We start from the raw sequence: 19,140 nt of genomic DNA, 5'->3' as shown, positions 1-19,140 counted from the left end.
GTACTGAATGGTGCAAAATGGCCGCATCGCATGCAGCTAAATTCTCGATACTAGCGTCCAATATAAGAACGAGAACATGGGCCTTTCACATCCTGTACGTACGGTGAAGCTCGCATAGGAGCAATCTTTGAAGATTCACCCAGCACTTTCTGCATCAACTTATCTCCCCGGTAAACCCTCGCTTTTTCTCTTCGAATCCAACAAGACTGTATTGGACTACCTCAAAAGAATGGTGGGAAAGCAATACACCGTTCATGCCTTCACGGATGCTCGCTGTTTCCTGGAAAAACTTGGATCAGAGGAATCTCCGGGATTGGTCGTGCTGAGCTGGGAAGGTGCGGATGTATCTCTTCCCATCCTCAGCGAATTGCGCGCTGCGCACTCCGAAGTACCCGTTGTTGCCCTTTCCTGTTCGAACCAAGTGTCCGATTACCAGCATTTCCTCCGGCTCGGAGCTACAGAGGTTCTTCTCAAGCCGCTGGTCAAGGGCGATCTGGAAGAGGTCCTTAGTAAGCTGCTGCCTTCACTACAAACGGACCCGAAGCACGCCACCGAAATCCCTCTCGATGACGACCGGTCGTTTGTGCGCTCCAGTAAACGCATGCGCGAGATTGAAGGCCAGGCCAAGCTTGTAGCCTCTTCCGATATCCCCGTACTCATTCTCGGTGAGAGCGGTACAGGCAAGGAAGTTCTGGCGACGTACACCCACAAGATGTCGCGTCGCAGCAAGAAAATGTTCATGAAGATTAATTGCGCGGCCATGCCGGCGGAGCTTCTTGAAAGCGAACTGTTCGGTTACGAGCAGGGAGCTTTCACAGGAGCTGCCAAGATGAAGCCGGGCAAGTTTGAAACCTGCGATGGCGGCACAATCTTTCTCGATGAGATTGGCGAAATGCCGGCGATTCTCCAGGCCAAGCTTCTTCAGGTCCTTCAGGATGGCACTTTCTCGAGGCTTGGAGGCCGCACGTCCATGCGTGTGGATGTGAGGATCATCTCGGCGACCAACGTGAACATGAAGGAGGCTATGGCTCAGAAGAGTTTTCGCGAGGACTTGTATTACCGCCTGAACGGCATCTCCCTGGTGCTCCCCCCGCTTCGTGAGCGAACGGAGGAGATTCCGTCCCTTGTCTCGTACTTCATGCGGAAGGGAGCGGCGAAGTACGGCCTGCAACCCATGTCCGTATCATCGGAGCTGATGTCGTTGTTCACGGAGTTTTCCTGGCCCGGCAACTTGCGGGAGCTTGAGAACGTGATCAATCGCCTTCTTGTGATGCAAGATGAGAAGTCAATTATCGAAGAGGTGACGGTTCGTGCCGTGCCCGGCATCTCGGCGGATCGTGCGGCTGCTGTCGGCAATATCACTCATCTTGGCGGACTGAAAGACATGGTGCGCGATCTGAAGGGCGAGGCCGAATCCGTCGCAATCACCCAGGTGCTCGAGGCAAAAGGATGGAACCGAAGGGCGGCGGCGTTGTCTTTGCAGATCAGCTATAAGGCGCTTCTCTACAAGATCAAGCAGTACAACCTTGCACCGAGCTCCATGCAGATGAGAGGCTACCAATTGGACATGGGCGGACGGGCTCTCCGTGCCTGATAAAGTGATCATTCAATATGGGGATCGAGCAGTACGTGGCTACGTCGACAAAGAAGAGTGGCCTCCCGCGAAAGAACTGGGGCACGAGCTATTTAGTGTCCCGATGCGCTCTGAAGAGACCGAACCGGGGCGAGAGATTTCGCTCGTTGGTGCGAAATGTGTGTTCTTTGTCAAGACCTTTACCGGCAAACCTCATGAGGACCTGCGCTTCCACGATGACGTCCCACCGCTTGACTGCCTTTGGGTACGGGTCGTATTTCGCGATGGAGAGGTGATCGAAGGTCTTGTCCGCAATAGTTGCAGCTTCGTCAGCCATCCGGGGTTCTTCATGATTCCAACGGATCCGGAGGGCAATAACTGGTTGATCTATGTGATCAAGGAAAGCCTCACGGATCTTCGAATCCTCGGTCTTCGCCCTGCCTCCGAGTCGCTGCAACATCTCGAGCGGCTCGGCTAAACGAAGGGGCGCCCGAGCAAACGGTTGTAGACAGCCGCGGTGCGAGTCATCATCGCGGCTGTCGTGAATCTTTCTGAGACCCTCAGCTTTCCACGGGCACCCATCTCTTCTGAGCTGAGGGGATTTTGAAGTGCTCGCATGAGGGCTTCGGCCAATGCCGGAGCATCTTCCGAAGGAACGATATATCCAGTCACTCCGTCTTCCACAGCCTCGTCGTTGCCGCCCACTCGGGTTGCAACGACGGGTAGGCTGTGGGCCATAGCCTCGATGATGGCGTTTGAAAATCCTTCGCTTCGCGATGGTAGAACAAACAGATTGCTCGCGTTAAGATACGGTCCAAGCTCGGTCACGCTTCCGAGGAAGCTTACATGACGCTCCAGATGAGAATCCGCGATCATGGTGGTGAGTCTTTTGAAACAGTCTGGCTCAAGTACGCCGCCAGCTATGCGGAAGTGAACATGCGGGACGCTCTTGACAATGATTGCAGCGGCTTGAATCAGAACGTCGAAGCCTTTAACATGACGGATATTGCCTACCGTAATGACCGAGAGAGAAGCGTTGGCGCGTCGATCGGGATGCCTGAGGCCATCGTTCAGATCAAGGCCGTTGTAGATTGTTTCTACCCGCTCAGGCTTTATTCGGTCGATCTTGATCGCATGTGTGCGGACCTTGTCGGACACCGCGAAGACTCTGTCCGGAAGCTTTGACATCAGCCTGTATGCGATCTGGTGCTTGCGGCCTCTGAGGATGCCCATATCTCTGCGGCTCCAGATCAGCTTTGCTTTCGTGAATGCCTTCACAATGAGACCTGCCCACAGATCCGAGCTCTCAAAGAATGTCTGTACTAGCTGAATGTTCTGCGCGGGGATTAATTTTGCAAGAGCTCGAGCCGCGCGCAATGCCTGAAAGTCGTATGTCTTCGTAAGGGGTAGCAGAAAGACCGGGCATGGGGGGTGATCCTGAAGGAGGGAGCTTTCCGGATGGACATCGAACGTGAGGATGGACACGCGGTAACCGTACTGAGGCAAAAGTTTCGCCATGCGAAGCGCAATCTTTTCGCCACCGCCGAGTATCTTGGGAAATTGGTCGAGCACAAGAAGAACATGGGGAAGCCCGTCGTTCTGCCGTCGACCGAGATGCGTGCGTGATGACGCTAGAAGTTGAATCGGTCCATCAAATGGGTACCACTGCATCGATGCATTTGAATCTTCCATCATGTCAGTTCCACTCCAGATGCGGGGCACGCGACAAGATGGGCTGTTTGGGTTTCAGGCCCAGCGGTTCGGGGCCGTCAGCTAGTTCTGCGGTTAGCTCTGTGGCTCGCAACGTGGCAGCCGTCAGTATCCAAAGCAGACCATTAATCTCCACATAGGTCCATCGGTCGCCGAAGCAATTTGCGATCAAACAGGAACATACCGCAAGAAGATATCCAAGTCCGATGCCCTGATAAAGCGGGTCCCGGCCATTCCGAAAGACACGGTATCCTGCACCCAGCATCTGGTAGAGCATCACTATTGCGATGACCCCGCCGATCACTCCCGTCTCGACCAGCACCTTGACATACCAGTTATGCGTGTCTTTCAGGTTGGCGGTGTGCTCGCCCAACTGAAAGGTCGCGTAGCCCATTCCGAATACCGGACTCGCCAAGAACATTTGTTTGGATTGCTCCCATAGGTCGACTCGTTCTTGTGCGGATGCCTCAAGGGCGCCGTTAGAGTTCTTCGTCATATTGACTCGCTCCGTCACGGACTTTGGCACGACCGACTGCCATGTGATGAGAAAGATCGCGAGGACGATCAGCATCTTGCGATTCTTTAGAACCCCGAGGACTGCGAAGGAGAAGATTAGGGCCAGGTATGATCCGCGCGAGAAGGTGTACATCGTTGTGACGACCGTAAGCGCGACGAGCGCATAGCCGGCAAGCTTGATCTTCTTGCGCTTAACGAAGGCAGTGAATCCGCAAAAGAACATTGCGAACTGGGCGAGGAACGCGGCGAGCTGATTCGAGCCGTATGCAAGTGGACCTGTACCGCGCTTGCTTTCGTCGAAACTGTCGATGCTGCGTGAGAGGCTCTCAGCCAGCGCATTCTTGTCGACCAGAAAGAGAGAGATTGCCGTCACAATGACTAGTCTCTTCAGATCCTGACGGGTTTCGATGGTGAGTCCGGCCGCAACCATCAGCAGAGGGAGAAGCATGTAATCCTTCCACGTGACGAAGTTGATGTCTGAGAGCCAAATCGGTGCAGGTGCATGGCTCATCGCTGTGCCCATCCACATAGAGAGATAGAGATAAGAGGCAAAGACGAACCAAGTGAGATAGAGCTTCGATTTCGGAAGACGGTTGCCTTTGAGCAGTGCGCCAAGGATCACGGCGACTACCAGGATGGTCAGCATATTGCCGCCGAGGGGATAATCGGAAAATCTATCCCGCATGGTGCGATATGGAATAAAGGGCATCATGTAGTACAAGCCCATGATTGGCCGGCCTGTGAGAGAGGCGAGAATCATGATCCAAAAGCCGAGATAGGCCACGAATGGGATGTAGTGTCCGAGTCCTGTTCCCATTCCATTTCTCCTTCGCACCGCCACAGACAGCGAGCGATGTTACGAGTTGGGCTAAACCCAAATCTTCTTTCGCCCCGCAGCAAAGTTATAGAACGCAGAAAGCGCGGCGGCGTTCAGCATAAGGAAGGTGTGTGCGATGCGCACGAGTTTCATCTTTCGAGATGCGGGCATCACGATGGCTAATCCTGCGGCTGCGTAGCAAAGCGATTGCAGGATAAAAGCAGATAGGTAGAGTGCACCGCCGGCGAACGCGGACGTAAGCAGCATAAGCAGCAGCCAGAGGGGAACTGCGAGGCGGAACAGCTTATGGCTGATGAATCGAAACAGAAGCGGGTTGTTTGGTGAGAGCAGCCATGGAGCCAACTGCACAAGTTGATAGTTGCCTGTCAATGTGCGGATCTTGCGTGAGAACTCCTTGCCTGGCTGACTGAAGATACGATCCCGAGCGATCGCCCCCGGCTCGAAGAGGACACGTTTGCCCGCGCGTATCACATTCATGGGAGTGAGCACATCATCGAGAATCGTGCCCTCTGGGAGATCGCGGTAAAGGTCTCTCCGTACGGCATAAATAGCTCCCGTGGCTCCGACAACAGACCCTGAAAGCGACTCAAACTTTCGCATCGACTTTTCAATCTTCCAGTAGATGCCAAGTGCATCACCTGACGGCACACCAGGGGATGATTCAAGGAGAAGCTCGCCGCTCACCGCGCCCACCGAGTCATCCGCGAAACCTGAGACCAGTTCCTGGAGTGCGTCGTGATCGACGGTCTGGCGTACGTCAAAAAAGACCAACAAATCGCCCGTCGCGTTTCGCACCGCGGCATTGAGTGCAGATGCCTTGCCGACAGCTTCTTCCAGTAGGACCGCCGTGACGTCGCTCGCACGCTGCAGAAGCATCGCGGTTCTGTCCGTCGATCCATCCGACACGACTACGATCTGGATTCTGTCTGGCGGGTAAGCAAGCGAGCGCAGATTGATGAGCTTGTTCGGAAGAAGCGATTCCTCATTGTGAACAGCCATGACGATCGAAACGGAGGGCGTCACGGTTGCCTTATGCGCCGGACGCGGATGGAAGAAAGCCATAATCCGAAGCAGAAGATAATAGCCAGCGTAGGTATAAAAGACACACGCAGCTGAGACCCAGAAGACGACCTTCATCACATTCACCATCTGGCGTCTATCGCCGGATTTCGCTTTCTCCCTGAGACCATGCAATCAGCGGACCAATTGAAAATGGTCCTTGCCGTGGTGTTGATCGGTCTCCGCGGCGCGCCTGGACGTTAGCAATGGGAAAATATTTACTCATTGATGCCAAACATTTTCTTATCGACATGACGGTAACCGTCAGTTCACGGCGGCCTGACCGCGCCGTTTCGCAATGATGATCCGGATCTTAGGAATCTCGCGGTGAAACACCACGAAGGCTCCCATCACCGCCAGCGGGAGAAGAGCCATTGTCTGAAGCACGAAACCCATTAGCTTTGCTGGTTGCCAGTGCATCTCCGCCCAGTGAGAGACAAAGAGAAAAGGCAACATGGCAAGAACAGGTCTGAGCCATCCATCACGGACATAGACGAACGTTGGCATGTGCACCAGCTTGCAGAGATAGCGCGGCCAGAAGAAAAGTGACGTTGCAATGGTTGGAATCATAGTGCCAAAGGCCACGCCCAGCACTCCGATGTGCTTCACCAGAATCAAGCTTAGGAGGAGGTTTGCGAGTCCTTCAGCCAGTGTGACGATGGCGAGCGTCTTCTGCCGGTCCAGCGCAAGCGCAATGCCGTTGACGCTGGCATTTGCGAGCATGAGTGCCGCCGCAATGGCGAGGATCTGTAGAACGCGTGTGGCCTCTACGGAGAAGCGATCTCCAATCCAGAGGCAAAGAAGCGTGTCGCCCCGAATGACCAATGTGATGACAATGGGGTAGGTTACAAGTAACACAAGCTGTGTTCCTCGTACATGCAACTGCCGGAGTCGATCAAACTGATCGAGCGCTCGAAAAGAGCTTGCGAGCGGCATAAAAAATTTGAGAACGGAGAACGCGATCTGTCGCACATATTCAACCATTTTGGCCGAAATTGCATAGTAGCTGACTGCGGATGCCGTGACAAAGATCCCCACGACAACGTTATCGGTGTAAAGGATCAGTTGGCCTGCGCCATTTCCGATCAGAACCCAGAGGCCGAGACTCCATAGTGAGCGCATGAGTTCTGGCGGAGGGCGATGCAGATGGATGCGCAACTCGGGGCAGACGCGGAAACACGCTACTGCTGCAACGATGTTGATCGTCAGCACGATGCACAGTTGCCATCCGGCCATCGCCATGATGCTATGCCCACTCTTCAGTATGGGAATCAGGCCAAGGCTGGTCAGCGTAACCTGGACCATCTCCAGTAGTCCCAGAAGATCGAAGTATCCAATGCCGGACAGGACAGCGGTGAACACACTGAAGACCAGCGTGGACGAAAGCGTGGTTGCGGCAAGCACAAGCGCAACGCGTGCCGTTGTCTCATATTGTGTCGGGATGTGAAAGATGTGCGGCAAGAGCGCCGAGAGGCAGAGAGCGATGGCCATGACTCCGGCGGCAGTCCAGAGGCGAAGCCAGAGTGCTGCAGAGACAACTTGGCTGACCTCCTGATGATCACCGCGGGCTTGTGCCTTCGCGGTGAACCGCACGACCGTGGTTCTGAGACCGAGGTCCATGAAGTACATGTATGAGACGGTGGACTGCACCAAAACCCACACCCCGTATCCGGCTTCGCCAAGATGGTGGATCAGGAACGGGGACATGAACAGGCCGATTGCGATGGAGAGAAAGGTGGACACCCAACCGATCACCACGCCCCCGGTAAATCTGCGGAGAGAGATCATTGACTGGCTCCGTTCGCGGATTTTGGGTGCAGATGTCTGATGCCTTGGTAGGCGCGGTACAGCCACTCGCCAGCGTTGCTCCAGGCTGTGCGCTGCTGCAGGGGGGGATAGTAGTCGACGGCAGCCGTCCAGCTGGGATCCTGTGGATCGCGGCCCGCATCGGACCGTTTAAGCTGTCCGATACGGGCGAAATAATGCATCGAGAGAAGAAAATAGTTTCGCGGTGAAGAACGCAACGGACCGTATGCGGGAGCATGAAGAAACTCATGGAGCAGGATGATGCCGTCGAGCCGGTCTTTGCGGAGCGTGCTCTGCGCGTTGGTGCTGGTTGCGGATTTTCCGTGGACTCTAAAGGTAACGAGTGGCTCGTCAACGTAGGCAATACCGCGGCGGGTAGCAATGCGCGTCCAATATTCGAAATCTACCAGTTGAATCATGCAGGCATTGAAACGGCCGAACTCTTCGAGTGCGTCACGATGCAGCATGACGCAGCTCGGTTCTCCCACGAAGTTGGACAGGGGGGTGCGCGCGACCTGTGATGAAAACTCGCGCGCATGGATAAAGTCTCTACCTGGGAACAGAGCTGCAAACTCAAGAGCCCGCATATAGGCCGTGAACTTCTTACGCTGATCGGGCGAAACCTCGGGAAAGAAGGAGACTTCGCGTCGGCAGCATACGAGAGTTGCGGACGTGCGCCGTGCTGTGGCCAGCATCTCTTCTACGCAACGTGGTGCGAAGAGATCATCTTGAAAGAGAAACAAGATCCATTCGCCACGAGCCAATTCTCTCGCACGATCCCAGTTGCCAGGTAGACCAAGATTTTGCGCGTTTCTGTGGATACTGATTCGGGTATCCAGCCGAGCATATCGTTCAGCGATCTCAATCGTCTCGTCCTTTGAGCCATCGTCCACCACAAGCACCTCGATATCGTCGAAGGTTTGAGCGATCGCGCTATCAAGGGCTTCGGCAATGAAACGTGCGGCATTGTAGGTCGGAATGCAGAGGCTAACAGTAGGCATGTTTGATACGTATCTTCACGTTTCCTTGTTGGGTGACGAAAGCGGCAGTTGAACGAACTGCCCTTCTAAACGCGGGCGAGACCTTCGCGGGATTTGCGACGAGGCCACCAGTATCTGAAGTCAAGGTGAAAGTGACGCAGCCGCGTCCAGAGCATGTGTGCCAGCACTTTGTAGCGATAGGCGGGCACGATCTTGCCGAAGAGCGGCCAGCGAAGAAAAGACTCAATGGCGAACTCCCAATAGCGTTCGTGATTTGCTTCGCGGAGGTCAACGGCAAGTCGGTAGAAGAGACGCGCTTCAACACGCCGCTTCCACATCGCCCTGGGTATACCCTTCAGGTCAGAGAGCAGGAGTGTATCCAACAGCGAAAGCGCGGCACCGGTCATAGGAAGAACATTCTTGCTCTCGTTGTTTTCCCACCAGCGATAGAGTGTCAAACTCTCCGCAACTTCCTGGAAAGCATCCTTTGAGTACCGCTGCACAAGCCGGAACCACAAGCTCCAGTCATCGACACAGTAGACGTTTTTGAAACCGCCAATCTCAATCAAGGCAGATCGTCGTACCAGCGCTGTAGAAGGCAGAATGGGTGTTCGGTAGCGCAGGGCCGGCCACAGCTCTTGAGCTGGAAAGGAAGGCATCTCGTGTCTCTTGCCGTCGCTGTAGAGAAAGGTAAAGGCGGAGTAGACGACCATAAGCTCAGTGCGGGATTCAGCCACCTGCATCTCCACTGCAAGCTTCTGCGGAAACATCAGGTCATCGTGATCGAGAAAAGCGATCCATTCACTGGAAGCCTCTCGAATCCCCGCGTTTCGAGCTCCTGCGATGCCCGTATTCTGCTGCTTGATATATCGAATCCGATCTCCGAAGGATCGCGCGACTGCTTCTGTGGCGTCTTTGGAGCCGTCGTCGATGACGATGATTTCATCAGCCTGTCGGCTTTGCGCGAGTACGCTTTCCAGCGTTTCACGCAGGCATGCTTGTGCGTTATAGGCAGGGATGACAACACTGACGGTTGATCGGAACATAGGTGCTGCAACTTTCGTGTGGCACGCTCAAACATGGCCGGAGACTGGGGAGATGCTCGAAGGATCGTGCGGTCTCATCCAGGCGCGAAGTATGTTTCAGCGCCAGCGTGGCCCATTCCATCAAGACCAGTATAGCGTTTTCGCTTCTGCCGTTACGGTTTGTCTTCAAGAACACGATTCACGTAACCCGCTGAACCGGTGTGTGAAATAGTTTTCCCAGGGTTGCCCAACACAACGGAATATGCGGGCACATCGAAGTTGACATACGCACCCGGAGCGATGAGCGCTTCGCGCCCGATCGTAATTTTCCCCACGAGAATTGCGTTTGCTCCGACCCATACGCGGTCTTCGAGTGTCGGGCTCCCAACCCGTTCACCCCGGCTTGTTGCTCCAATGGTGACGCCTTGTGCAATGTTGATATTCGCGCCAAGCACTGCGTAGGGACTGATGACAACCCCGCCGAAATGGCCGAGGTAGAGTCCCTTGCCAATAACGGTTGCGGGAGAGATGTCGAAGCCGTAGCGAAAGCGATAGTGGTTCAGCAAGACGCGATTGTAGAGATACCCGAAGATTCCCAGGCCTTTCCTGCGCTCCCGGTAAAACCCCACCTTACGCAGATAGTAGGAGAAGCGGAACCCCGGATCCTTCCAATACGCCACAAGAATGCCTCTGATGCCGGTTGCGCCGTGGTACCGGAAGGCATCCGCTCGTACGATCTCCCAAAGATCCACTATGCCCGCTCCCTTCGCTATGACCCCATGGAAGTGACCGAGTAGCACTCGGACTTGCCTACCATACCATTCCCGGAAGGTGGCAAGCTGCAATCGGCGTTTGGCCCTCTACTTGCTACTGACAGTGATGGAAAGAGAGAGCGGCATACGAATGCGCAGTAGCGACCTTAGTGCGTCGGAGCTCCAACCTCGCCGCCTTCACCTTCTCTACCATGAACTGCGCGAGAGCGAGAGCGAGTACTCCTACATCGTCACCACGCAACAATTTGCCGGGCATCTTGCACTCTTGTGTGCGGATGAATCTGTGCAGGCGGGTCCACGTCCGGAGTTTACCTTCGACGACGGCCACATCTCCGACTTCGAGCATGCGCTGCCTCTTCTCTCCGAGCAGAGGGTGAAAGCGAGCTTTTTCATCACAGCGGGTTGGACGGGATCCCGCACGGGCTATATGGGTTGGAGCGAGTTGCGAGCTTTGCAGGAAGCGGGACACTCTATCGGGGCGCATGGCTGGAGCCACGCTCTTCTTCCGCATTGTAGCGATGTCGAATTGGATCAGGAGCTTCGTGTTGCGCGACTTGTCCTCGAGGATAGGCTTGGGAGCGCAATTGATAGCATGTCCTTTCCCGGTGGCCGTTACGACAAGCGCGTCCTGAAGGCGTGTCATCAAGCCGGCTATACACGGCTGTATACCTCGGAGCCGCGAACGCATCTCTCTGGAGGTGTTATTGGCCGCGTGAACGTTCGTGGAAGCATGACGAACACTTATCTGCAGAAGCTCTTCGACGAGCGCAGTGGGGCTTTGACAAGTCTTGAAAGGCAATACGTTTTAAAGGCGTTTCTTCAAAAGCTTTTGGGCGACCGTTTTTATGCATCACTCTGGAGCATGATCAACCGAAAGCAGCCGGATGCCGATGCGGTGAGCAAGGCATGAAGGTCCTCCATCTCATCAGTAGTGGCGGACTGTACGGAGCGGAATCGGTCATCCTAAGTCTCTGCCGGAACATGAATGCCGGTGGAGACCAGTGCGAGGTGGTTGTCTTTGGAAATCTGCCGCGTCCGAATCTTGAACTGCACGAAGCCCTAGTCGAGATGGACGTGAAATCCCATGTGTTGGAATGCTCAGGTCCACTGGATCGAACGGTTCCTCGTCGCCTTCGTGCTCTGATTGAGACCTCCGACCCGGATGTCCTTCACGCCCACGGGTATAAGGCGGATGTTTATGCATGGCTCGCACTTCGCTCGTCATCACTGCCTCTCGTCTCCACATGTCATACCTGGTACGACAACGATATGGCTGCACGTGTTTACGGAATCATCGATCGCCTTGTACTGCGCCAGTACACTGCTGTGGTGGCAGTCTCACAGGCGGTCGAAGAGAGGCTGAAGGATGCTGGTGTGCTGCCGCGAAAGATATGGCTTATCCGCAACGGAATTGACCTGAACCCCTTCCTCTCCATCCCACTACGGGATGGTGGGATAGGCACAGAACACACCTTGCACATAGGCCTCGGCGGGCGTCTTACACGAGAGAAGGGAATCGATGTTTTCCTGCGCGCGGCACATGGCGTCCTTGAGGTCTTGCCAGATGTACGCTTCAGCGTTGCCGGTGACGGCCCGGACAGAGTGGAACTCCAGTGCTTGATCGACGAATTGCATATCGAAGGGAACGTTCGTTTACTCGGACGCTGTTTGGATATGCCACTCTTCTACGCGTCGCTGGATATGCTTGTGTCGTCATCGCGACAGGAAGGCTTGCCGATTGGCCTGCTGGAGGCAATGGCGAGTGGCCTTCCCGTGATCGCGACTGCAGTCGGCGAAGTCCCAAAGATGATTCTCAACGGTCGTACTGGCACGCTTGTACCTCCGGAGGATGTAGAAGCCTTGACCCGTGAGATGCTCCGTCTCCTGGGCGATCCGCACATCCGTACATGCTACGGTCATACTGCCAGACGGCTTGTCTCAAAAGAGTTCTCGGCGTCGCGCATGACGGCAGAGTACAGAGCACTCTATGCACGGAGCATCGGTGAAAAGCTTGGTGCGCATTGACCGTGCTCGAAGACAGGGGAGAGTTGAAGACACGCATGCGGCCGAGCGTCTTTATGATGGACCTCCTGGCGACGGTGCCCTATTACACCGCATACCTTTCGCAGGCACTGCTGAACCACAGCGTATCGCTCACTGTCGGTTCCATCTCTTACTATCTCGACCCATCCTGTTTCGCAGCGCGTGGCATTTCTCTCAATCCGGGGCTGTCGGACAGGGTCGGGAAGCTGAACCTGTCGCGGACACCCAGAAGAATCTTCAAACTGTTTGAAGCGATGCTGAACATACTGGTGCTCGCGGTGCGCTTTCTCGTTCATTGCCCTGACGTCATCCATGTGCAGTATCTTCCGATGCTTCGCTGGTCTTTGCCGTTTGATCTTTGGCTCGTCCGGTTCGCGAGGGTACGTGGCGCGAAGATCATTCTCACTATTCACGATCTTCTCCCACACGATACGGCGGAACTCCACAAAACGCTCTTCAAGAGCTTGTACCAGAGCGTTGATGCGATCATCTGCCATTCGGCTATCGTCAAAGATCGGCTCGTGGCTGAGTTCGGCGTTGCCCCCAGCGATATTTCGGTCATCCCGCACGGCCCTTTCTTCTATGACCTGCCCGTAGCCGATCCCCTGATCCACACCACCGCCGGCAGCCCTCTCATCGTCCTCTGGCAGGGTATTGTATTTCCGTATAAAGGCGTGGACCTTCTGCTGGATGCGTGGCAGCAGGTCGAAGCCTCCGGCATCTCTGCGGAGCTTCATATCGTGGGCACAGGTGCTCCCGAATTACTCGACACCCTGCATGCGCAGGTGAACACACTCAGTCTCCAAAGGGTCATGATGGACTTCCGCTTCATCTCCCCTGAAGAGCTCATCGTCCGCTATAGATCAGCCGACATCGTGGTGTACCCCTATCGAGCCATCACGACGAGCGGTGCCCTTGCGACGGGCCTTGCACTTGGAAAGGCGATCGTCGCAAGCGACTTGCCAGTGTTTCGAGAGCTGCTTCTTGACCGCGAAAACGCTCTCCTGGTCGACCCCGCAGATCGTGATCAATTGGCTAACGCACTGGTCACGCTTCTAAAGGATTCCACCATGCGCGATCGATTCGCGGCCCGGATCAGCGCCCTGGACTTCGGTGACGCCTCATGGCGTTCCATCGCTGCATGCACGGCGAAGGTCTATGACGACGTGTGCGGCCTCTCGCAACGATCCGAGGAGCCATGCCGGTAGTCGACATCATCATCCCCGCCTACAATGCCGCGGCATATCTTTCTCTTACGATTGAGAGCGTCATCGCGCAGACCTTCCAGGACTGGCGGATCGTGCTCGTCGACGACGGTAGCACGGATGAGACTGCTTCTATTGCAGCCGCTTACAGCGCAAGTCTCGGGGATAAATTCCTCCTCATCAGCCAGCAAAATCGTGGTCTCCCGTCCGCCCGTAATGCTGCGATGAGGGCGTCCTCTGCCGAATTTCTGGCTTTACTGGATGCGGATGACCTATGGTTGCCGCATCGACTCGCAGCATCGCTGGCCCCCTTTCAAGAACACCCCGAGATCGGGTTGACCTATGGACTGATTACACGGATCGACGCGAAAGGAAAGCTGCTTGACACCTTCAAAGGCAATCCAGTCGACGCGCAGGGAAGGATTGCGCCCGCTCTTTACAAGCGCACGGTTGAGCTTCCTTGTCCGACCATAACCTTCCGGAGAAGCTGCATCGCGGCCGTTGGCGGCTTCGATGAGTCGATGCGTGCGAGCGAAGACCGTGACCTGTGGTTCCGCATCGCGCTCCGTTACGAGGTCGCTGTTGTGAGTGAAGTCATTGCTTCTTACAGGATCTACCCAGGCTCCATGTCTGCTGACGCCGATCGTATGTTACGTGCTCAGCTCCGCTTCATCCGCAAGCATTATGGATCACCGGGATGTGGCTTCTTTGCCAGGCAGAGCGCGATGGCTCGCGCCTATAAGCAGCGCGCGGACACGCTGAAGGGGCAGGCAAAACCTTCTGCCGCGATTGTGAGTTCGCTTCATGCTGTCCTTCTGTGCCCCATGGATCCGTCGAACATCCGGACTGCGGCGTCACTTCTGCTCTGTGTGCTGCGTTCGTCTTCTAAGCGTTGAGTCTCTTGCGGAGCAGCACGAACCCGCGCGCTGCGAGCGAAACAAGCACAGCACCCCCGAGATATCGGTAGGCGAGTGGCTTCGCTGGTGCCCGCTGCTTTTGCTCCTTGTCCGTGCCGCTTGGTGACACCACGCCAGTCGGCTTGGTGTCGCCGAAGCCGAAGAGATGCCATGTCTCATCGACCAGATGCGGATCCTCGCATACCGCATGCGTCTCGTGTAGATCCCGCGCGGGGCATGGCCAGTTCTTCTTGGCGTGGAATGTCGTGTTGTGGTCAAAGCGGCTGCCGGCATTGCGATATGCTTTGGTGGCATCCTGCGCATAGATGGGATTGGAGTAGTCGCCGGTACCGCCGGAAGGATAGCCATTGGCTGCATTGTTGCGAAAGCCGACGAATACATTGTTCTGTTGCCGAATCAGACATGTCTCAGCCGCGCAAACAGCATTGACGTCCACCTCGAGCGCGGTCGCGGAGGCCGAATACACGATGTTCCGCTCGAAGACCGTTGTACTCCCATCATTGACGGTGATCTTGATGCCCGCATCCGCGGCTCGACAGAAGTCCGAGAGATGCGCGTTGAAGCCTTCGGGCGTTCCCGGGATCTTCTGGCGCAGCGCGTTACAGTTGGTATAGATAACATTGTCCGTCATCGTCCCGCTGCTTCCACCCACCTTCAACTGCTGCCCCATGTTGCCGTAGGCTAGCGTATGGGTCACCGTCATGCTCGAACCCGCGCCAGTAAGATGTAAGGCGTCCAGGCCGTCCTGCGTGTTGTTGTACACCGATCCCTGGTCGAAGCGCACCTGCCATCCGGGACTGCTATCGACCGTCGCGGTGCCGAAGCCATCGCCGTATCCGCTGGCATTGTCATCGGTACAATCCTGGTAAGGCGCTGGATGCGTCACTGGATACTCTTCCGCGCAGCCATTCCAGCCGATCTGGAAGTGTTGAACAAGAAGGGAACCGCTGCCCGTCTTGCCGTCGCCTGCATCCGCGTTCCAGCCTGCTGCAGCATTACCCAGCAGATCGAGATCTCGAAACACCGTTCCATCGCCGGTAGGGCCAACCATGCCGGCAGCCGCCATCCCGTGAATATGAACATCGGCGAGTACATCATGCGTGGAAGCATTCGACCAGGCGACGCCGTTGCTCGCATAGTCGGACAGTTTGCCGACTTCGCGATTGCATCCATTGCGCTGGCCCGAAGTGCCGCACGCGGAGAAGTCCGTTACATCGATGCACGCGATTTCAACATGCGAGGATCCACGCATGTTAAAAACCGCGGCCACTCCATAGCCGCCATGTAGTTGGGTCTTTGCGGAGGCATCGTGGCACGCCGCAAAGTTCTCTCCCAAAATCCTTGTCGGCGCTCCTTCTGATCCTGACGGTGGCGGCGGCGCACCGGAGGCATATGGATCCCCCTGAATGCCCCAGTACATCTTCGATGCGTTGTCCAACGCGCCCGAAGCACTGTTCCAACCCACCCGGTACGAAACCCCATCGCGCAGAGATCCGCGAATCAAATAGATATCGCCGCCTGCACCAATCCATCCGTACGCTGGAAAAGAGGAGGCATCGCTTGTGGTTGTATACGATCCATCCTGCCAAAGCAGGCGAACATCGTTGAAGGCGCAGGCCCGATTGGTTCCCGTGCCCGGATAGGGCTTGTCTGCTCGTCCATCACACTGGCCCGAGAGCATCCGCGTCGAATAACGCGTGCCTCCATCGCGACGTACATACCAGGTTGTCGCACACAGGGAACTACAGGTCGAAAGAAGAACCAGTACGCATAACGCCTTCCAGGGAAACGTCACTAATCATAAGCTCCGATGCTTGGAGGGTCCGTCCGTATTTTGCCAGTATAGTCGACCGTTACGTCCGGGACGAAGGCTCCGGCTCTTTGCAGCACTGTCGTAAGCAGGCCGTCCGACATATCTCCATACCCGTACAGATGCCAACTCTCATCGACAAGCCCCGGATCCGCACAGATGGCTTGCGTCTCTCCGCTCGCACCACACTTCCAGTTACTCTTCGCATGGAAGGTGACATTGTTGGCATAGACGCTGCCCACGTTGACGAATGGATTGACGGTGGAACCGATGTAGATCGGATTGCTGTAGTCACCGGTCCCGCCCGCCGGATACCCCGCGGCGCTGTCGTTTAGAAACCCGAGGAAGATGTTATTCCGGAAGTCGATCTTCGAGGTCGCATCGCACGGCCCCTTGGAGATATCACACTCAATATCGATTCCCGTAGCACTTGCTGAATACACCGTGTTGAAGTCAAAGCGTAGTGTCGTGTTGGCTCCGACGGTCATCAGAATCCCCGCGTCGGCCGCACGACAGAAGTCACTCAGTCTGGAGTTGAAACCCGCAGGCACGCCCGGTATGGATTGCCGCAGCGCATTGCAGTTCGTGACGATGAGGTTGTTGGCGGCCATCCCCGCTGCGCCGCCCACCTTGATCTGCTGGCCCATGTTGCCATAGGCAAGCACGCGGGTAATCGTCATGCTGGAGTCCGCCCCGGTCAGGTGGAGAGCGTCCAGACCGTCCTGCGTGTTGTAGCTCGCGATCCCCTGATCGAAGCGCGCAACCCAGCCGGGATTGCTGGTCGCTGTTGCCGTCCCGAATCCATCGCCGTATCCTCCAACGCTGTCGTCGGTGCAGTCTGCGAAGGGCAGCGCGGCGGTTGCAGGATACTGTTCCGCACATCCGTTCCAACTGATGTTGAAGTTCTGTACGAGCAGCGAACCGGTCCCGGTCAGGCCATCGCCGTTGTCGGCGTTCCACCCGGACGATGCATTTCCCAGCAAATCCAGATAGGTCATCACCGTTCCATCGCCGGTAGGTCCCATCATCCCGGAAGAAGCCATGCCGTGAACGTGCATATCGGTGAGCGTGTCGTGGGTCGCTGTGTTTGACCACTGAATCCCATTCGTCGCATAGTCCGAGAGACTTCCCACCTCGCGATTGCATCCGTTGCTCTGGTTGGCCTTCCCGCACGAGGAGTAATCCGTAATGTCGAGGCATGCGACATCGACATACGACGAGCCACTCATCGTCAAAACCGCCGACACGCCAAAGCCGCCATGCAACTGTGTCTTCTGCGAGGCCACATGGCACGAGGCATAATTTTCGCCTAAGATCCGAGTATGCTGCGCGGCTGTTCCGGACAGCGGTGCTGGTGCGCCCGAGCCGTAGGGGTCTCCTTGAACTCCCCAGTATTGGCTCGTGGCCGCATCCCATGCGCTGGCATTGTTATTCCAGCCGACACGGTACGAAACGCCACCTGCCATTGAGCCGCGGATGAGGTAGGTATCTCCTCCTGTGCCGATCCAGCCGTAGGCCGGAAACGAAGACTGGTTGCCGGTGGTCGTGTAGGAGCCATCCTGCCAAAGATAGCGCACATCCTTGAAGGCACAATGTTGGTTCACGCCGGTTCCCGGATAGGCGGCGTCACCTTGACCGTCGCATTGCCCATTGCTGACGTTTATGGAGTAACGTGTGCCGCCGTCGGTGCGAACGTACCAAGTGGATCCTGAACTTGCTGGAGACGGAGGAGCCACCACCACCGCGACGGAGACGGCCGTGGACTGCGTCTGCATGGGCGTACCGGAGTCCGAGACTGAAGCCGTGAAGACAAAAGTTCCGGATGTCTTCGGCGTCCCCGAGAGGCTGCCATCGGCCCCAAAGCTCAGGCCAGGAGGCGTAGTGCCGGATGAGAGGTACCAGTGGAACGGGGCACTGCCACCGATCGCCTGCATGCTGCCTGCGTACACCGACCCGACGACGCCCCCCGGCAACGCCGCGCCGGCAATCTTCAGGGGCGGAGGAGCGATCACCAGAGAAATCTGCACCGTCTGAGGCAGCGTCACGGTGCTGCTGTCGTCTACCGTAACCGCGAAGCCGAACGTTCCGGAGGTGGTCGGTGTTCCTGCAATCATCCCGGTGGTGCTCGAAAGACTGAGCCCTGTGGGAAGGTTTCCGGACACAAGGGACCACTGATAAGCTGGCAGCCCGCCGCTCACGGGCAAGCTAAAGGTATAGGGCGTCCCCTGGACCCCTGCTGGAACGGAAGACGTTAGCAGCACAAGCGGGGAGACGACGGTCATGGCAAGCGGCGCGGTCGCTGTCTGCGTGGGAGTTACATTGTCGGTTACCTGGACAACGAGGTTCGAGGTTCCCGTCGTCGCAGGCACGCCCGAGATAATCCCGGTGCTGGCCGTCAGATTCAGCCCCTTGGGAAGGCTCCCCGCTGCGATTGCCCAGGTGTAACTCGATGAACCGCCACTCGCCTTGAGCGCAGTTTGGTAGGGGGCACCATCTAACGCGGGAACAAGTGAGAGAGATTCCAGTTTCAGCGGCGCGGCCGTGGCGCTCGCGGCGATCGTTGAAACGGAAGAACCGCATCCAGTAAGTAGGGTGCAGACAAGGTAGAGGCTGATGCAGGGAAGAACAAGCTTCGACAGGGGGCCCATGTGGTTCCTCGCATGTTTCCATTCATCGCTGCCAGTGGACGTCCGAGTCGTTTAGGACGACTTCCAACGCTCCCACCAGGTGGAGTTCTCTTTGCCAGAACGGGTACAACAGCCTCATCGCTCAAACAGTTGGCGATTCAGCAGCCACACAGTGGAAGTGAATAGGTAATAGAGTGCAAAGATTTTCACACTGGACTCCTTCGGTCTATACAACTTGTGGGTTATGGCGTGGTTTTC

Annotated in this window: 15 protein-coding genes; 6 read left to right on the top strand and 9 right to left on the bottom strand. The window is 56.3% G+C overall.

What is annotated here, in order from left to right; translation table 11 throughout:
• Positions 1 to 127 precede the first annotated feature (127 nt).
• Positions 128 to 1,594, top strand: coding sequence for a sigma-54-dependent transcriptional regulator (locus BM400_RS14640; RefSeq protein ID WP_245781881.1), 1,467 nt, complete (start codon positions 128 to 130; stop codon positions 1,592 to 1,594).
• Complete coding sequence (locus BM400_RS14635; RefSeq protein WP_141223949.1) at positions 1,587 to 2,051, top strand: DUF6982 domain-containing protein; 465 nt, start codon at positions 1,587 to 1,589, stop codon at positions 2,049 to 2,051. Before BM400_RS14640 ends, BM400_RS14635 begins: the two co-directional genes overlap by 8 nt.
• Here the strand turns inward: BM400_RS14635 and BM400_RS14630 are convergent.
• The 7 genes from BM400_RS14630 to BM400_RS22095 all read right to left on the bottom strand — a co-directional run bounded on the left by BM400_RS14630 (position 2,048) and on the right by BM400_RS22095 (position 10,073).
• Positions 2,048 to 3,268, bottom strand: coding sequence for a glycosyltransferase family 4 protein (locus tag BM400_RS14630; RefSeq protein ID WP_089840071.1), 1,221 nt, complete (start codon positions 3,266 to 3,268; stop codon positions 2,048 to 2,050). The genes BM400_RS14635 and BM400_RS14630 overlap by 4 nt on opposite strands.
• Position 3,269: 1 nt before the next feature.
• Entirely contained in the window at positions 3,270 to 4,616 is a 1,347-nt protein-coding gene (locus BM400_RS14625) for an O-antigen ligase family protein (RefSeq protein ID WP_089840068.1), read from the bottom strand.
• A gap of 51 nt (positions 4,617 to 4,667) precedes the next feature.
• Complete coding sequence (locus BM400_RS14620) at positions 4,668 to 5,786, bottom strand: glycosyltransferase family 2 protein (protein WP_089840065.1); 1,119 nt, start codon at positions 5,784 to 5,786, stop codon at positions 4,668 to 4,670.
• Positions 5,787 to 5,960: 174 nt separating this feature from the next.
• Complete coding sequence (locus tag BM400_RS14615) at positions 5,961 to 7,484, bottom strand: lipopolysaccharide biosynthesis protein (protein WP_089840063.1); 1,524 nt, start codon at positions 7,482 to 7,484, stop codon at positions 5,961 to 5,963.
• Entirely contained in the window at positions 7,481 to 8,503 is a 1,023-nt protein-coding gene (locus tag BM400_RS14610) for a glycosyltransferase family 2 protein (protein WP_089840061.1), read from the bottom strand. The genes BM400_RS14615 and BM400_RS14610 overlap by 4 nt, the downstream gene beginning before the upstream one ends.
• A 65-nt stretch (positions 8,504 to 8,568) precedes the next feature.
• A complete protein-coding gene (locus tag BM400_RS14605) occupies positions 8,569 to 9,528 on the bottom strand; it encodes a glycosyltransferase family 2 protein (protein WP_089840059.1) in 960 nt (319 codons plus the stop codon).
• A gap of 152 nt (positions 9,529 to 9,680) precedes the next feature.
• A complete protein-coding gene (locus BM400_RS22095; protein WP_175529043.1) occupies positions 9,681 to 10,073 on the bottom strand; it encodes a serine O-acetyltransferase in 393 nt (130 codons plus the stop codon).
• 286 nt (positions 10,074 to 10,359) lie between these two features.
• On the opposite strand from BM400_RS22095, the gene BM400_RS14595 reads away from it, so the two are divergent.
• From BM400_RS14595 to BM400_RS14580, 4 genes are read left to right on the top strand one after another with little or no spacing between them, the layout of a single operon-like run.
• Positions 10,360 to 11,190: a polysaccharide deacetylase family protein gene (locus BM400_RS14595; RefSeq protein WP_089840054.1), complete on the top strand. Its 831-nt coding sequence runs from the start codon at positions 10,360 to 10,362 to the stop codon at positions 11,188 to 11,190.
• Positions 11,187 to 12,305, top strand: coding sequence for a glycosyltransferase family 4 protein (locus tag BM400_RS14590; protein ID WP_089840052.1), 1,119 nt, complete (start codon positions 11,187 to 11,189; stop codon positions 12,303 to 12,305). The genes BM400_RS14595 and BM400_RS14590 overlap by 4 nt, the downstream gene beginning before the upstream one ends.
• A 23-nt stretch (positions 12,306 to 12,328) precedes the next feature.
• Complete coding sequence (locus tag BM400_RS14585; RefSeq protein ID WP_141223948.1) at positions 12,329 to 13,531, top strand: glycosyltransferase family 4 protein; 1,203 nt, start codon at positions 12,329 to 12,331, stop codon at positions 13,529 to 13,531.
• A complete protein-coding gene (locus BM400_RS14580; RefSeq protein WP_089840048.1) occupies positions 13,522 to 14,424 on the top strand; it encodes a glycosyltransferase family A protein in 903 nt (300 codons plus the stop codon). Before BM400_RS14585 ends, BM400_RS14580 begins: the two co-directional genes overlap by 10 nt.
• Here BM400_RS14580 and BM400_RS14575 read toward each other — a convergent pair.
• Positions 14,414 to 15,697 carry a hypothetical protein gene (locus BM400_RS14575; RefSeq protein ID WP_141223947.1) on the bottom strand — a complete coding sequence of 428 codons (1,284 nt, stop codon included), beginning with the start codon at positions 15,695 to 15,697 and terminating at the stop codon, positions 14,414 to 14,416. The genes BM400_RS14580 and BM400_RS14575 overlap by 11 nt on opposite strands.
• A 542-nt stretch (positions 15,698 to 16,239) precedes the next feature.
• Positions 16,240 to 18,903: an Ig domain-containing protein gene (locus BM400_RS14570; RefSeq protein WP_089840044.1), complete on the bottom strand. Its 2,664-nt coding sequence runs from the start codon at positions 18,901 to 18,903 to the stop codon at positions 16,240 to 16,242.
• Positions 18,904 to 19,140 lie beyond the last annotated feature (237 nt).

The sequence above is a fragment of the Granulicella pectinivorans genome, assembly GCF_900114625.1.
Classification (GTDB): domain Bacteria; phylum Acidobacteriota; class Terriglobia; order Terriglobales; family Acidobacteriaceae; genus Edaphobacter; species Edaphobacter pectinivorans.
The sequence above is the reverse complement of the archived record's forward strand: the minus strand, read 5'-3'. Positions and strand labels throughout refer to the sequence as shown.

Coding starts and splice junctions, on each gene's coding strand:
- BM400_RS14630 (WP_089840071.1), bottom strand. CDS start 3,268: ATGATGGAAGATTCAAATGCATCGATGCAGTGGTACCCATTTGATGGA.
- BM400_RS14625 (WP_089840068.1), bottom strand. CDS start 4,616: ATGGGAACAGGACTCGGACACTACATCCCATTCGTGGCCTATCTCGGC.
- BM400_RS14620 (WP_089840065.1), bottom strand. CDS start 5,786: ATGGTGAATGTGATGAAGGTCGTCTTCTGGGTCTCAGCTGCGTGTGTC.
- BM400_RS14615 (WP_089840063.1), bottom strand. CDS start 7,484: ATGATCTCTCTCCGCAGATTTACCGGGGGCGTGGTGATCGGTTGGGTG.
- BM400_RS14610 (WP_089840061.1), bottom strand. CDS start 8,503: ATGCCTACTGTTAGCCTCTGCATTCCGACCTACAATGCCGCACGTTTC.
- BM400_RS14605 (WP_089840059.1), bottom strand. CDS start 9,528: ATGTTCCGATCAACCGTCAGTGTTGTCATCCCTGCCTATAACGCACAA.
- BM400_RS14590 (WP_089840052.1), top strand. CDS start 11,187: ATGAAGGTCCTCCATCTCATCAGTAGTGGCGGACTGTACGGAGCGGAA.
- BM400_RS14580 (WP_089840048.1), top strand. CDS start 13,522: ATGCCGGTAGTCGACATCATCATCCCCGCCTACAATGCCGCGGCATAT.
- BM400_RS14575 (WP_141223947.1), bottom strand. CDS start 15,697: ATGCGTGGATCCTCGCATGTTGAAATCGCGTGCATCGATGTAACGGAC.
- BM400_RS14570 (WP_089840044.1), bottom strand. CDS start 18,903: ATGGGCCCCCTGTCGAAGCTTGTTCTTCCCTGCATCAGCCTCTACCTT.